The following is a 14,006-nucleotide window of genomic DNA, read 5'->3' on the forward strand; positions in this document are numbered from 1 at the left end:
TTTTGAACGCCAGGCTCGGAGCGAGTATCTACCTTCGGGCCATGCAATCTTCGGTGCCTACCCCCGCTGCTCGCCCCAACTCTGCCGCTTCGCCTCGCTTGGTACTACGAGCCGATGGAAACTCCCGCATTGGCCTCGGGCACGTGATGCGGCTGCTGGCCTTGGCAGAAATCCTGCGCCCCGATTTTGCGGAGCAGCTTTTCCTGATTCGGGAGCCGGATGCGGCGCTGATTGAGCAGCTCCTGGCGGCTGGCCTGCGAGTAGAGCAGCTACCCGCAGGCCAGCCCCTGCCGGAAGAAGCCGCTACTCTAGTGCGCCACATCTTGCGGCCTACCGACGTGCTGGTGCTAGATGGCTACGACTTTCGCTACGAGTACCAGAATACCGTGCGCGGCGCCATAGCACGGCTGGTCTACCTCGACGATCTGCACGCCTACCCCCTCGCCGCCGACCTAATTCTGAACCCGGCCGGCGGCCTCACGCCCCGCCAGTACGAGCTGCGTCAGCCCGGTGCCCGCCTGCTGAGCGGACCGGCCTTCGCCCCTTTGCGCGCTGCTTTCCGCTCCCGCGAGGCCTCTAAGCCGCTAGCCTTACCTGATACCGTGCTCGTTTGCCTGGGCGGGGCCGACCCAACCCACCAAACCCAGCGAGTGGCCGCCGAGCTGCTGGCGCTGCCTTCGGTGCGGCAGGTGCACGCCGTGGTGGGCAGCGCCTACCCAGGCTGGGAAACCCTGAGCGCCTGGGCCGAGGAACAACCCCGACTCTTGCTCCACCGCCACCTTTCGGGCCCCGACTTGGCCGCTCTGATGGGCCAATGTGGGGCTGCCGTGTGCTCGGCCAGCACTGTCAGCTACGAATACGCGGCAGCCGGGGGCGGCCTACTGTTTCTGCTGCCCACCGCCGACAATCAGCACGACATTGACCACTACCTCCGCCAGCAAGGCATGGCCCTACCCTACCCTTCGGCAGCTAACGTGCTTACCTCGCCGGAAGCGGAGCGCGTGGCCCAGCGCCTGCGCCACCAGCAGCGCCAGGTATTCGATGGGCTGGCCCCCGTGCGCCTGCGCCAGGAGTTTCGGGCGTTGCAGCTGCCGCCACCGCCGTTTTACCTCCGGCCGGTTGTCGCCACCGACTCGGACCAGCTCCTGGCCTGGACCAACGAGCCGGCCGTGCGGCAATTCTCCTTCACCCCTACCCCCGTTTCCCGCTCGAACCATGAGCAGTGGCTGGCCGCGCGCCTGCAAGACCCGAATGCCCTGCTGCTACTAGCCCAGGATGCCGCTACAGGCCGCCCGGCCGGGCTCATCCGGTTTGCCATTGAAGAGGAAAAGGCTACCCTGAGCTACCTGCTGGATGCCGCGTTCCGGGGCCGGGGGCTGGCGCCGCTGCTGCTGCTGGCCGGTACGCGGCGGCTGGCGGAGCATTTCCCGCAGGTGCGGCAAGTGGTGGGCTATGTGCAGGGAGCCAATGTACCGTCGGTGCGGGCTTTTGAGCGGGCCGGGTTTCAGCAGTTGCCGGAAGCTTCCACCGATGGAGTTCTTACTTTCGGCTGGCACACTGCAGGCACGGCCTAAGCGAGCTGTACGCCTGATTTCGGCCCTTACCTTGTACTTTTGCCGCATGAATTTCTCTCTTGGCTCCCGCCTCATCGGCCCCGATCAGCCCCCGCTCATCATTGCTGAGCTCAGCGGCAACCACAACCAGGACCTCAACCGCGGCCTGGCCATTGTGGATGCCATGGCCGCCGCCGGGGCCCACGCCATCAAGCTCCAAACCTACACCGCCGATACGATGACGCTGCCCGGCGCCTACCGCATCGACGACCCGAACTCCCTGTGGTACGGCCGCGAGCTGCACGAGCTGTACCAGGAGGCCCACACGCCCTGGGAGTGGCACAAGCCCCTCTTTGACCGGGCCCGGCAGCACGGCATGCTGGCCTTTAGCTCGCCCTTCGATGAAACTGCCGTCGATTTCCTGGAAACCCTCGACGTGCCGGCTTACAAAATTGCCTCCTTCGAAAACACCGACTGGCCCTTGCTGCGCCGGGTAGCCGCCACCGGCAAGCCCGTGATTATGAGCACCGGCGCCAGTCAACTCTCTGAGGTAGCCGAAGCCGTGCAGGTGCTGCGCGAAGCTGGCTGCCGCGAGCTGGTGCTACTGAAGTGCACCAGCACCTACCCCGCCACACCCCAGAACACCAACCTGCGCACCCTGCCCCACTTCCAGCAGCTCTTCCCCGATGCCCTGGTGGGCCTCTCCGACCACACCATGGGGGTAGGCGCGGCCGTAGCGGCCGTGGCCCTGGGAGCCTGCGTGGTAGAAAAGCACGTCACCCTGCGCCGCGCCGACGGGGGCGTGGACTCGGCTTTCTCCCTGGAGCCGGAAGAGGTAGCCCAGTTGGTGACAGAAACCGAGCGTGCCTGGCAAGCCCTGGGGCAGGTGCAGTACGGCGTACAGCGCGCCGAAGAAAAAAGTCGGCTTTACAAACGCTCCTTGTATATAGCCCAGGATATTGCGGCCGGCGAGGTATTTACCAAGGAAAATCTACGGGTAGTGCGCCCCGGCGACGGTCTGCCCCCGCGCTACTACGATCAGCTCCTAGGCAAACCGGCCCGCCAACCCCTGCGCGCCGGGACACCGCTCACCTGGGATGCCCTTTAGAACTCGATAGACCTCGCTTCCTGATAGCGCGCTACTCCCGGGTAGCGCGCTATTTTTGTGCCCTATGCCCGATTCTGCCACCGCCCGCCTGCGCGACATTCTGCAACTGCGTTTTACCGACCTGTTTGCTTCGCTACCGGCCCACATGCTGGAGGCCATTTCCCCGGCCAGCCCCTGGAAGCGCCTTGCCAAGGTGGCCGGCTACGCGGGGCTGCGGCTGGTGGGCAATCTGTGTAAGCCGGTGCGCAACCGGGAGCAACTACGCGGCGCGGTGTGGCTGTACGTGGTCAGCCAGAACAACTATGACTCCCTGCACTTTCTGCGGGAAAGCCTGCCGAACACGGTGCTGGTAGCCGGCCAGAGTAAGCAGATTGGCCGCTACAACGGGGTAGTAAACCGCCTTTCCCTGCGCCGTAAGCTACTGTACTACGGTCAATTGCCTACCGTATACCAGGGCCTGAAGCGCACGGAAGGCACACGGGCCTGGCGGTTCTTCGACTTGATTTTCAATGCCATTGGCTACTATGAAGTGTACTGCCGGGCCTTGCGTCATTATCAGCCCCGCGCCGTCATCTTCGCCAACGACCACAACGACGATGCCCGGGCCTTGCTGCTGGCAGCCCGCGCTTGTGGCGTGCCCACGGCCTACGTGCAGCATGCCAGCGTCAGCACCAACTTCCCACCCCTGGGCTTCGATTTCAGCTTACTGGAAGGCCAGGACGCCCTGGACAAGTACCGGCAGTGCGGCCCCGTGGCGGGCCGGGTAGAGCTGGTAGGCATGCCCAAGGCTGATGCGTTTTTAGCGCGTAAAAACCAGAACCCTACTGTACGGCGCGTGGCCGTGGCCATCAACACGCTCGATGAAACGGAGGCCGTAGCCGCTACCCTCGCCCACCTGCTGCGGGAGTTTCCGGACCTTACCTTCACGTTTCGGCCCCACCCCGGCGACACCCGCGACTTTTCGTTTCTGCACCAGCGCCACCCGCAGCTGCATTTCTCGGATGCCCGCCAGCAAACCATTTTCGAGTTTCTGGCCGAGCACGATGCTCTGATTGCCGCCGATACCAGCACCCACTTGGAGGCTACCCTGCTGAATTTGGCCAGCATTTATTTCCGGTTTGGCACCCACGGCGTGGCCGAAGATTACTACGGGTACGTGGCTCATGGCCTGGTAGCGCGCGCCCCCACCCTACCTGAGCTGAGCGGGCTACTGCGGCGCTACCAGCACCATAAGCCCACCGATTTGTACCATCGCGCGGCCTACTACAACGCCACCCTGGGCACCCCTGATGAAGGCCACAGCCAGGAACGGGCCGTCCGGCTGCTACGGGAGTGGCTAGGGCAACAAGCTCGCTGAAAGTGATGCCCGCCGAGGGGCGCGGAATAATTCGATAGGGCTTACTTTGCCATCCATGACTGCTCCTCCTTTTCCCGCTGTGCCGCACCCTATTTCTGCTGAAGTTCGCTTAGCCTACGTGCTTCGGCACTTTCGTATGGCTTATGAGGCTGTGCCGGATGTTTCCATCGGGTACGCTGATTTGCAGCCGCAGGTGGAGGTAGCCGACGCGGCTGGTCTGTTTTTCAGCGCGCAGCAGCCCTACCCCCCGGCACCCACCCAAAGGCAGTGGCTAGGGCGCACCATCCCGTTTTTCTTCGACCCCGAGCCGCAAAAGCCCTTGCTGGAGCTGCTCCCTGGTGGCCGCGCCCTCGTTCACGCCGATATCATTTCAGGGGCTTTCTACCTGCTCAGCGGCTGGCAGGAGTACTTTTCGGAGGAGCGCGACCAGCACGGCCGTTTTCCTTACTCGGCCAGCGTGCAGCACCGCTACGGCTTCGTGCCGGTGCCGGTGGTAAACTACTATTTCGATGTACTGAAAACGGCCGTGGAGCACGTTACGGGCCAGCCCCTACCCCCGCGCCGCTGGGAAAACGGTGCCGCCTGGGCCGCCTTCATCACCCACGACATCGACAACCTGTACAGCGCCTGGAAAGCCCCTGCCAAGGCCGCCCTGCGCCAGGGCCGGCTCCTGCGCTTCGGGCGGCAGCTGTGGCGGCACCTCACTTCCCCCGATGCCTGGGACAACCTTCAACTAGTGCAAAAAACGGTGGCTAGCTATGGCGCCAAAAGCACGTTTTTCTTCCTGCCCGAGCACAGAAAAGCCGCCAATGGCACGCCTAACGCGGATTACAAGCTGCGGAAGGTGTGGCCTGAAGCCGCAGCCGCTATCCAAGATGCGGAAGTAGGTCTGCACGCAGGTCTGGGCACGGCAACGCATGGAGGAAAGCTAAAAACCGATTGGCTTAAAATTCCGATACCGTGTAGCGGTATCCGATTCCATTATCTGGGTTGGGAGCCACGCATTACTCCCACCTTGCTCAGTATGAATAATTTCACTTATGACTCGACACTGGGCTTCGCCGAGCACTTTGGCTTTCGAAATTCCTACTGCCGGCCGTTCTATCCTTTCAATTTTAATGCTGATCCTTTTATCGTTAATCCTCCGCAAATGAGGCTTTATACGCTACCATCAGAAGCACCAGCTTTCTTTACCCTGGGACCAAAAAACTCTATTCAGACATCTAAATTTCTCGAAATCCCGCTCAACGTGATGGATGCTACCCTGCACCACCCGCGCTACCTCCAGCTGGCACCCCAGGAAATCCTGCCGGCCCTGATGCCGATGTTCCAGGAGATGGAGCGGTTCGGGGGAGTGTGCACGGTGCTTTGGCACAACGAAAACTTCGACCCGGCCAACGAGAATACCGGTCCCCGCCAGTTCGCCGAAATCATGGAGTACCTTCGCAGCCGCAACGTGGCCTTCGTCAACGGCCAGGAAATTTGTGAGCAAATGGGCTAGCAACGTCATTCCGAGCGGAGCGAGGAATCTGAGTTACTGCGTTGGATGGGAAACCTAGATTCCTCGCTCCGCTCGGAATGACATTGCTAGTTCATTCGCTCATTCACTCAATTACGCATTTACCGTTTGGGTATCGTTCAGCGGCAGGGGCTGCGCAACACCATTATTTCCTACATCGGGCTGGCGCTGGGCTTTGTGAGTACGGCCCTCGTGCTGCCCAACTTTCTGCAGCCGGAGCAGTTGGGCGTTACGGCTACTCTCTCTTCGGTGGCCACACTCTACGCCCAGGTGGCGGCCTTCGGCTTTGCTAGCGTGGGCATCCGGTTTTTTCCCTACTTCCGCCACCCGGAGTCGGGCCACCGGGGGTTTCTGCCGCTGCTAGTGGGTGTGCCGCTGCTGGGGTTTGCGGTGGTGACTACCCTGTATTTCCTGGGCGAACCGCTGCTGCTGACCTGGTACGGGCGGGATGCGCCCCTGCTGGCCCCATACTACGCCTGGGGCGCCGTGCTGGCGCTGTTTACCATGCTCTACTCGGTGCAGGATGCCTACCTGAAGGCGCTGTACCACACGGCCTTTTCTTCCTTCGTGCAGGATATTCTGCTGCGGGTTCTGATTGTGGCGGGCGCCTTGCTATTTGGCTTTGGCTTCCTGTCCTTCTCGGGTTACGTGCTGTGGTTTGTAGGAGTTAACAGCGCCATTGCCCTGCTGCTAACGGCCTACGTGGCGGCCATTGGGGAGCTGCACTGGCGGCCCACGCGGCAGGTGCTCACGGTGCGGCCCCTGCGCGAGATGCTGGGCATGGGCGCTTTTACCCTGCTCGGCAGCCTGTCGGGCAGCATCATTATGTTCATTGATACCCTGATGGTAGGCGCCCAGGTGAGCGTGGCGGCAGCCGGCATTTACGTGGTAGCCGGCAACATCAGCACGGCCCTGGCCATTCCGGCCCGCTCCCTTAACAAAGTGGCCTTTCCCCTGCTGGCCGATTACTGGAAGCAGCAGGACCTGCCGCGCATGGCCGATTTCTACCGCCGCGCTACCCGACTCAACACACTCATCGGCTGCCTGCTGTTCCTGGGCATCAGTTTGAACCTGGACTTTATTTACTCCCTGATGCGCAATGCCCGCTACGCCGAAGGCACAGTGGTGGTGGTGCTTCTGCTGGGCAGTAAGCTTTTCGATGGCATCACGGGCGTCAATGGCCTGATGGTAGTGACGTCCCCGCGCTACCGCTTTGATTTGATTTTCAACGTGTCTCTGGCACTGCTCACTATTGTGCTGAATGGGCTGCTGATTCCGCGCCTGGGCATGGTGGGGGCGGCGGTGGCGGCCTGCGTAGCACAGGTAAGCATCAATGTGGCCCGCACCTGGTTTGTGTGGCACAGCTACCGCATGCAGCCCTTCACTTGGCGAATCCCACTAATATTGGGCATTGCGGCCGTGGCCGGGGTAGCCGGCTGGCTGATGCCCACCCTCAGCTCGGCCCTGCTGACCATGCTGCTGCGCTCTACCGTGCTGACGTTGGTGTATGGCGGGCTTATTCTCCTGACAAATTCTGCGCCCGAAGCAACTGCCTTTTTACGCAAGCTGTGGGAGCGTTTCAGCAGGAAGAAAAATTAAACAATACGAATAAACTACCCCACCATATAGCCTCAACGATTTTTTGTCGCGGGCTGCAGTTTTGCATCCTCCCGAATAAAACTAAAGGGTTTAACCAAAGCTACCAGTACGCTATAGTACCCAGTAAGCTCACTGGCAAACTTCAACTTTTCCAACTTCACCAGAAACTATTGGCACCATCGGCAGTAGGGCGCCAAGCACCAGGTAGTACCATTAGTGCCCTACTGCTGAAAAAATAAAATTTGGTAGTGTAAAATTCTGACCACTACTTTTGCCCTACCAATTCTTTCCCCACAAAGGATTGTTTTTATACAGAGGCGTGGAGAGACAGGCTCGACGAAACGCCGGCAACCAGCGGACCATCCGAAACGGTGCCAACTCCTGACCATATAAAAACAACTAGCCGTGAACCGCTTGTCCAACTCCGCCGCCGCATCCGCCACTCCCTCTGCTCTACAGCATGGGTGTTGTGCTATGATGGGTATGCCGTGTTGTTGTTAGCCACTCACCTCCTCCTTTTTCTGGTTTGTACGACTAAGCAGCTCGGCTAACACGGTTTCTCGTGCGAGTTGCCATTGCGTACGCCCAACTTTTCGCCCGACTGCTGTCGGTGGCGCTTTCTGTAGCAGCGCCACTCCTCTGTGCTAGGGCCTTCGTTTGGCCGAAACCTGCGCCTACGGGCCGGTTTTCCTCCCTTCTTTCTTTGTTATGTCCGCAGCAACTGCTGCGCCGGCCGTTTATGCCTTGCTGAACGACCTGCGCCCCCGGCTGATTCAGGCTTCCGCGCTGGAGCGGCTGCGCCTCGTGGCGGAGCACTTTCCCTCACAGGCCGTCTTCTCAACCTCTTTTGGCCTGGAAGACCAGATTATCAGCCATCTGATTTTCACCCACCAGCTGCCCATCCAGGTTTTCACCCTCGATACAGGTCGCAATTTTCAGGAAACCTACGCCACCTGGAATAAAACCCTGCTCAAGTACGAGCAGCCCATTGCGGTGTACTACCCCCAGCGGGAAAGCGTGGAGCAGCTCATGCTGGCGAAGGGCCCTAACTCCTTCTACGAGAGCGTGGACAACCGGAAGGAGTGCTGCTTTATCCGCAAGGTAGAGCCCCTGAACCGGGCACTGGCTGGGAGAGCCGCCTGGGTGACGGGCATCCGCGCCGAGCAGTCGCAGAACCGGCAGACCATGGATCCGGTGGAATGGGACGCGGCCCATAACCTGGTGAAAGTCCATCCCCTGTTCGACTGGACCTGGGACCAGGCTGTGGCCTTCACCAAAGAGCACCATGTACCCGTGAACACCCTGCATCAGCAGGGCTTCGTGAGCATTGGGTGCGCCCCTTGCACCCGCGCCATCCGGCCGGGCGAGGACTTCCGCGCCGGCCGCTGGTGGTGGGAGAACCTTTCGGCCAAGGAGTGCGGCCTGCACGCCACCGCCCACCACAACGGCCCCGACCCAGTAGTGGAGCCGGTGCCCGCAGGTTAGCACAATAAGAAAGAACGGCATACTGACGAAGGAAGCGTCCCATTAGAAGCGACTCCAATCTTTCGGCTCCCCTGAAGAGGGGCTACAGGGTGAGGCACCCCGCCAGAACGAGCCCGAGCCAGATTCCTCGCAGGCTCGGAATGACGTCCCAATGCAAAACTGAACTCAGAATTATATGAGTACCCCTTCTTTCGATTACCTCGACCGGCTCGAAGCCGAAGCCATCCACATCCTGCGGGAGGTGGCCGGCCAGTTTGAGCGCCCGGCCCTTCTCTTTTCCGGTGGCAAAGACTCCATCGTGCTGACGCGCTTGGCCGAAAAAGCCTTCCGTCCCGGCCGCTTTCCCTTTCCGCTGGTGCACGTGGATACCGGCCACAACTTCCCCGAGGTGCTGGCCTACCGCGACCAGCTGGCCGAAAGTCTGGGCGAAAAGCTCATTGTCCGGAAGGTGGAAGACACCATCAAGCGCCAGCGGCTGCGCGAGCCGGGCGGCAAGTTCCCCAGCCGCAACCCGCTGCAGACGTACACGCTGCTGGAGGTAATCGAGGAGTTTGAGTTTGACGCCTGCATTGGCGGGGCCCGCCGTGATGAGGAAAAGGCCCGCGCCAAGGAGCGCATCTTCTCCGTCCGCGACGAGTTTGGCCAGTGGGACCCCAAGCGCCAGCGCCCGGAGCTCTGGAACATCTACAACGGCCGCATTCAGAAGGGCGAAAACGTGCGCGTATTCCCCATTTCCAACTGGACGGAGCTAGACGTGTGGCGCTACATCCAGCGCGAAAATATTGCCCTGCCCGACATCTACTTCGGCCACGAGCGCACGTGCGTGGTGCTCCCCACCGGCCAGCTGCTGGGCCTTTCGGAACACCTGCGCCTCGATGAGGACGATGAAATCGTGACCCGGCAGGTGCGCTTCCGCACCGTGGGCGACTCTACCTGCACCGCCGCCGTGGAAAGCGACGCCGCTACCGTGGAGGACATCATTCAGGATTTGCTGCTGGCCAAAGTAAGCGAACGGGGCGCCACCCGCCTCGACGACAATATCTCCGAAGCCGGCATGGAAGACCGCAAACGCAACGGGTATTTCTGATTTAGAGCTTAGAACCAAGAGCCCAGAACCTAGAGGATGTTCTGGCTTTCAATTCAATTTCTAAGTTCTAAGCTCTCATTTCTAACGTCTTATAAAGTGGACTTACTCCGATTTATCACCTGCGGCAGCGTGGACGACGGCAAAAGCACCCTGATTGGCCGCTTGCTCTACGATTCCGAATCCGTGTCGCTGGATGTGCTGGCGGCCCTGGAAAAGCGCCAGGCTTCCAATGGCACCGTGGATTTGGCCCTACTGACCGACGGCCTGCGGGCCGAGCGCGAGCAGGGCATCACCATTGATGTGGCGTACAAGTATTTCACTACCCCCCGCCGCAAGTTCATCATTACCGATGCACCGGGCCACGTGCAGTACACCCGCAACATGGTAACCGGCGCCAGCAACGCCGACCTGGCCATTGTGTTGGTTGATGCCCGCCAGGGCGTGATTGAACAAACCCGCCGCCACACCCTCATTGCCGCCCTGCTGGGCATCCGGCACTTTGTGCTGGCCGTGAACAAGATGGACCTGGTCGGCTACGACGAGGCAGTTTTTGCCCGGATTGCTACCGACTACGCCGAGCTGACCAACCACTTCAACCTGCCTACGGCCACGGCTATTCCACTCAGCGCCCTCAACGGCGACAACGTGGTGAAGAAGTCGGCGCACCTACCCTGGTACACGGGCCCCAGCCTGCTGGAACACCTGGAAAGCGTACCTGGCGCTTCGGAAACGGCCGCTCCGGCCCGCTTCCAGGTCCAGTACGTCATCCGGCCCCAAACCGCCGAGCTGCCCGACTACCGTGGCTACGCCGGCCAGATCCAGAGCGGCCAGTACCGCCGCGGCGACCGGGTATCGGTGCTACCCTCGGGCCTGGAATCGGAAATTGAAGCCATTGAAGTCAATCAGCAGGAAGTAGAATCGGCTTCGGCCCCGCAGGCCGTGGTGCTGCGCCTGCGCGACGATGTGGACGTGAGCCGCGGCGACTCCATCGTGCCGGTGGCCGAGGTGCCTACCCTCACCCGCGAACTGGAAGCTACCCTCTGCTGGATGAGCGAGCAGCCTCTGTGGCCGGGCCGCAAGCTGCTGGTGCAGCATCATTCGGCCCTGGTGAAGGCGGCCATTCCGGCCATCCTCTACAAGGTGAACGTGCACACCTTCGCCCGCGGCGCTGCCAACTCGGCCCAACTCAACGACATTGTGCGGGTGCGGCTGAAAACGGCGCTACCCCTGGCCGTGGACAACTACCTGGAAAACCGCGCCACTGGCTCCTTTATCCTCGTCGATGAGCTGACCGGCGACACGGTGGCGGCCGGCCTCGTGGAAGCGGCCAACTCGGAGTACTTCACCCTGCCCGTTGGCCCGCCGGTGACTTTTTCCATTTAGAGCTCAGAAGTGAGAGCTGAGAGCTCAGAACCGATACGGTCCCTGCTAGCACACTTCTGCATTCTAAGCTCTAGTATCTAAGCTCTTATTCAAGCCCTACCCCCATGCCCACCACCAAATTACCACGCCTGACGGTGCTCGGCGCTGGTCCTGGCGACCCGGAGCTACTCACGCTCAAGGGCGCGCGGGTGCTGGCCGAGGCCGACGTGATTCTCTATGATGCGCTGGCTAACCACGCCCTGCTGCAACACGCCCGCCCCGATGCCCTGACCGTGCCCGTGGGCAAGCGCCGGGGCATGCGCAGCCACGGGCAGGACGAAATCAACGCTCTGATTGTAGAGTACGCCCACCGCTACGGCCACGTCGTGCGCCTCAAAGGTGGCGACCCGTTTGTGTTTGGGCGAGGCCGGGAGGAAATGCTCTACGCCGAGGCGCATGGCCTAGCTACCGACTACGTGCCGGGCATCAGCAGTGCCGTGGCAGCGGCGGGCAGCGTGGGCATTCCGGTAACGCACCGGGGCCTGAGCGAAGGCTTCCGGGTAATTACGGCCACCACGGCCACCGGCGAGCTGTCGGGCAGCGTGGCGGAGGCGGCCCAATCCCGCGCTACCACGGTTATCCTGATGGGCTTAAGCGAGCTGGAAAACATTGTAGCCGTGTTCCGCCAGTTTGGGCAGGCCGATACCCCGGCCGCCATTGTGCAGAACGGGACCCTACCCCACGCCCAGGTAGTAACGGGGTCGGTAGCGGCGCTGCCGGCGCTGGCCGCGGCAGCAGGCATTGGAGCCCCGGCCATCATCATTATTGGGGAGGTAGCCAAACTGGCTACTCCGGCCAGCCTGGCGGCCACACTGCCGCCCGCGGCTTTTGCGGTTGCTACCCCTGCTTCTTACGCCAAGGTAGCCTGATTGCCTGTTCGCGCCGCCTAACGCTTTTTACAGCCAGAACCACTCTCATCATGTCTTTCCCTTCCACCACCCTTCCTATTGGCTTTGATGAAGCCACGTTGCAGCAACTGACGGCTGGCCTTACCGACCGCCAGCTGCTCTGGCTGAGCGGCTACCTCTATGGTCGGGTGGGCACAGATGCTACCCCGGCCGCGGCCCCCAACCCGGCGGCTACGGCCTCCGCTCCTACCCTCACCATTCTTTACGGCTCCCAAACCGGCAACAGCAAGAAAGCGGCCGGTATTGTGGCCGAAGCAGCCCGGAAACGCGGCCTTACGGCCACGGTGCGGGACATGAACGACTACCCCACCAAGGACCTCAAAACCGAGCAGCAACTGCTGGTAGTGGTGAGCACCCAGGGAGAAGGCGACCCACCCATTGCCGCCGAGGAGCTCCACCAGTTCTTGCTCAGCACCCGCGCCCCCAAGCTGCCGGAACTGCGCTTCGCGGTGCTGGCCCTCGGGGATAAAAGCTACCTACAGTTCTGCCAGACCGGCTTTGAGTTCGACCAGCGCCTGGCCGAGCTGGGCGCCAAGCGCCTCCTGGAGCGCGTAGACTGCGACGTAGAGTTTGAAGCCGAAGCCCGCCACTGGGCCGAGCAAGTGCTAAGCCTGATTGCCGAATCGGCGCCCCAGGTAGTGGCTCCGGCCCCGGTAGCAGCCAATGCGCAGGGTAAGCCGGTTGCCCTTCAGGCCCTGGTGGGCGGTGCGGAAGTGGAGCTGGAAGAGCAGGTAGAATACAGCAGCCGGAACCCCTTCGAAGCCGAACTGCTGGAGAAAATTCAGCTCAACGGCCGCGGCTCTACCAAGGAAACGTACCACCTGGAGTTTTCCCTGGCCGGCTCGGGCATTCAGTACGAAGCCGGCGACGCCCTGATGGTGCAGCCCCACAACCGCCCCGGCCTGGTGCAGGAAGTGCTGGCTGCCGCCCGCCTGGACGCTACTGCCCCCGTGCGCCTGGAAACCTCGGAGCTAGACCTAACCACCGCGCTTACGGAGCGCCTGGAGCTGTCGGTCGTCACCCGCGACGTGCTGGAGCGCTACGCCGCCCTGGCCCCGCAGTACCCCAAGCTGCGCCAAATCCTGGCCGACAAAGCCCAGCTACCCGCCTACCTCTACGGCCGCGACGTAGCCGATTTGCTCCAGGAGTTTCCCGTGGAGCTGTCGGGGCAGCAGCTGGCGGCGGTGCTGCGGCCTCTGCCGGCCCGGGCGTATTCCATTGCTTCTTCCCTGCTGGCCCACCCCGAGGAAGTGCACCTGACGGTGGGCGCGGTGCGCTACCAAAGCAACGGCCGCCACAAGCACGGGGCCTGCTCCAGCTTCCAGGCCGATCAGCTGCATATCGGCGACACGGCCCGGGTGTGGGTGGACCGCAACGAGTACTTCAAGCTGCCCCAGGACCCGAGCACCGACATCATTATGGTGGGCGCGGGCACCGGCGTGGCGCCGTTCCGGGCCTTTGTGGAGGAACGGGCCGAAACTGGCGCTACCGGTCAGAACTGGCTGGTGTTTGGTAACCCCCACTTCACCACCGACTTCCTCTACCAAACCGAGTGGCTGCAGCACCTCAAGCGCGGCACCCTCCACCAGCTCGACGTAGCCTTCTCCCGCGACCAGCAGGAGAAAATATACATCCAGCACCGCCTGCTCCAGCAAAGCCGCCGCCTCTACGACCAACTCGAAAACGGCGCTACCTTCTACGTCTGCGGCGACAAAAACCGCATGGCCGCCGACGTGCAGCGCGCCCTGCTCACCGTCATTGCTCAGGAAAGCGGCCAGGGCGAGGCCTACGCCGCCGACTACCTCAAGCAGCTCCGCAAGTCCCGCCGCTACCTCGAGGACGTGTATTAGTCTATTCCACTAAACCTAGAGCTAGACACTAGCTCCCCTCCTCAGATGAGGAGGGGTTGGGGGTGGTTGACCGGAGCGACTTAACACCCTAGTAAGTCTAGCTCCAAATACCGTCCTA

Annotated in this window: 10 protein-coding genes and 1 riboswitch; all 10 genes read left to right on the forward strand. The window is 61.8% G+C overall.

Annotation, left to right across the window (positions count from 1 at the left end):
* Positions 1 to 41: 41 nt before the first annotated feature.
* The 10 genes from pseG (at position 42) to K3G63_RS06870 (ending at position 13,888) form a co-directional block, all read left to right on the forward strand.
* Positions 42 to 1,574: a UDP-2,4-diacetamido-2,4,6-trideoxy-beta-L-altropyranose hydrolase gene (gene pseG, locus K3G63_RS06825; protein ID WP_220613306.1), complete on the forward strand. Its 1,533-nt coding sequence runs from the start codon at positions 42 to 44 to the stop codon at positions 1,572 to 1,574.
* A gap of 46 nt (positions 1,575 to 1,620) precedes the next feature.
* Entirely contained in the window at positions 1,621 to 2,661 is a 1,041-nt protein-coding gene (pseI, locus tag K3G63_RS06830) for a pseudaminic acid synthase (RefSeq protein ID WP_220613307.1), read from the forward strand.
* A 64-nt stretch (positions 2,662 to 2,725) separates the two neighbouring features.
* Positions 2,726 to 4,018 carry a hypothetical protein gene (locus K3G63_RS06835; protein WP_259404289.1) on the forward strand — a complete coding sequence of 431 codons (1,293 nt, stop codon included), beginning with the start codon at positions 2,726 to 2,728 and terminating at the stop codon, positions 4,016 to 4,018.
* Between the two features lie 55 nt (positions 4,019 to 4,073).
* Positions 4,074 to 5,519 (forward strand): DUF7033 domain-containing protein, encoded by a 1,446-nt coding sequence (locus K3G63_RS06840; protein ID WP_220613308.1) that lies wholly within the window; start codon positions 4,074 to 4,076, stop codon positions 5,517 to 5,519.
* A 126-nt stretch (positions 5,520 to 5,645) separates the two neighbouring features.
* Positions 5,646 to 7,136: a lipopolysaccharide biosynthesis protein gene (locus K3G63_RS06845; RefSeq protein WP_220613309.1), complete on the forward strand. Its 1,491-nt coding sequence runs from the start codon at positions 5,646 to 5,648 to the stop codon at positions 7,134 to 7,136.
* Positions 7,137 to 7,440: 304 nt separating this feature from the next.
* Positions 7,441 to 7,532, forward strand: a riboswitch (SAM riboswitch).
* A 312-nt stretch (positions 7,533 to 7,844) separates the two neighbouring features.
* On the forward strand, positions 7,845 to 8,621 hold the full coding sequence (locus K3G63_RS06850) for a phosphoadenylyl-sulfate reductase (RefSeq protein ID WP_220613310.1): 777 nt from the start codon (positions 7,845 to 7,847) through the stop codon (positions 8,619 to 8,621).
* Positions 8,622 to 8,796: 175 nt separating this feature from the next.
* Complete coding sequence (cysD, locus tag K3G63_RS06855) at positions 8,797 to 9,708, forward strand: sulfate adenylyltransferase subunit CysD (protein ID WP_220613311.1); 912 nt, start codon at positions 8,797 to 8,799, stop codon at positions 9,706 to 9,708.
* A 96-nt stretch (positions 9,709 to 9,804) separates the two neighbouring features.
* Entirely contained in the window at positions 9,805 to 11,091 is a 1,287-nt protein-coding gene (locus K3G63_RS06860) for a sulfate adenylyltransferase subunit 1 (RefSeq protein ID WP_220613312.1), read from the forward strand.
* A gap of 104 nt (positions 11,092 to 11,195) precedes the next feature.
* Positions 11,196 to 11,999, forward strand: coding sequence for a uroporphyrinogen-III C-methyltransferase (gene cobA / locus K3G63_RS06865; protein ID WP_220613313.1), 804 nt, complete (start codon positions 11,196 to 11,198; stop codon positions 11,997 to 11,999).
* Between the two features lie 50 nt (positions 12,000 to 12,049).
* The gene (locus tag K3G63_RS06870) at positions 12,050 to 13,888 is read left to right on the forward strand and encodes an assimilatory sulfite reductase (NADPH) flavoprotein subunit (RefSeq protein ID WP_220613314.1); all 1,839 of its coding nucleotides are present in this window, start codon (positions 12,050 to 12,052) and stop codon (positions 13,886 to 13,888) included.
* The last annotated feature ends 118 nt before the right edge of the window (positions 13,889 to 14,006 follow it).

Source organism: Hymenobacter sp. HSC-4F20 (assembly GCF_019599275.1).
Lineage (GTDB): Bacteria > Bacteroidota > Bacteroidia > Cytophagales > Hymenobacteraceae > Hymenobacter.

What these genes read in the sequence shown, in the direction of transcription:
- pseG (WP_220613306.1), top strand. Translation starts at nt 42, where the DNA reads ATGCAATCTTCGGTGCCTACCCCCGCTGCTCGCCCCAACTCTGCCGCT.
- pseI (WP_220613307.1), top strand. Translation starts at nt 1,621, where the DNA reads ATGAATTTCTCTCTTGGCTCCCGCCTCATCGGCCCCGATCAGCCCCCG.
- K3G63_RS06835 (WP_259404289.1), top strand. Translation starts at nt 2,726, where the DNA reads ATGCCCGATTCTGCCACCGCCCGCCTGCGCGACATTCTGCAACTGCGT.
- K3G63_RS06840 (WP_220613308.1), top strand. Translation starts at nt 4,074, where the DNA reads ATGACTGCTCCTCCTTTTCCCGCTGTGCCGCACCCTATTTCTGCTGAA.
- K3G63_RS06850 (WP_220613310.1), top strand. Translation starts at nt 7,845, where the DNA reads ATGTCCGCAGCAACTGCTGCGCCGGCCGTTTATGCCTTGCTGAACGAC.
- cysD (WP_220613311.1), top strand. Translation starts at nt 8,797, where the DNA reads ATGAGTACCCCTTCTTTCGATTACCTCGACCGGCTCGAAGCCGAAGCC.
- cobA (WP_220613313.1), top strand. Translation starts at nt 11,196, where the DNA reads ATGCCCACCACCAAATTACCACGCCTGACGGTGCTCGGCGCTGGTCCT.
- K3G63_RS06870 (WP_220613314.1), top strand. Translation starts at nt 12,050, where the DNA reads ATGTCTTTCCCTTCCACCACCCTTCCTATTGGCTTTGATGAAGCCACG.